Source organism: Bartonella sp. MR168JLCBS (assembly GCF_042194175.1).
The window spans coordinates 1,073-1,372 of sequence record NZ_JBHIMP010000058.1; the positions used below are offsets into that span (position 1 = coordinate 1,073).

Here is a 300-nt window from a genome sequence, read left to right on the forward strand (position 1 = left end):
GAGTTCACAGATCTCTGGTGTGATTGCACGGATTTATGTTCAAGATTATCAAAGAGTTGAAAAAGGAATGCTTTTATTTGAACTCGATGATGCCCTCTTGCGCCAACAACTTGCACGAGCACAGGCTGTTTTGGATTCAAAAAATGCAAAACTTGCAAGCGTTGTGTTGCAGGCTCAGTTCTTACAGGGAGAAATTAATACAGCGGAAGCCGAACTTGCCCGTTTGCGAGCGTTTTCCAATATTCTTCCTGGACACAAAAAGTCAAGCTTTGATGATACTGCGAGTTCAGTTGTTCGTCC

Annotated in this window: 1 protein-coding gene; it reads left to right on the top strand. The window is 43.0% G+C overall.

The features are described 5' to 3' along the window. A partial coding sequence (locus ACFIK8_RS09020) for a biotin/lipoyl-binding protein (protein ID WP_375669226.1) occupies positions 1-300 on the top strand: 300 nt, incomplete at both ends.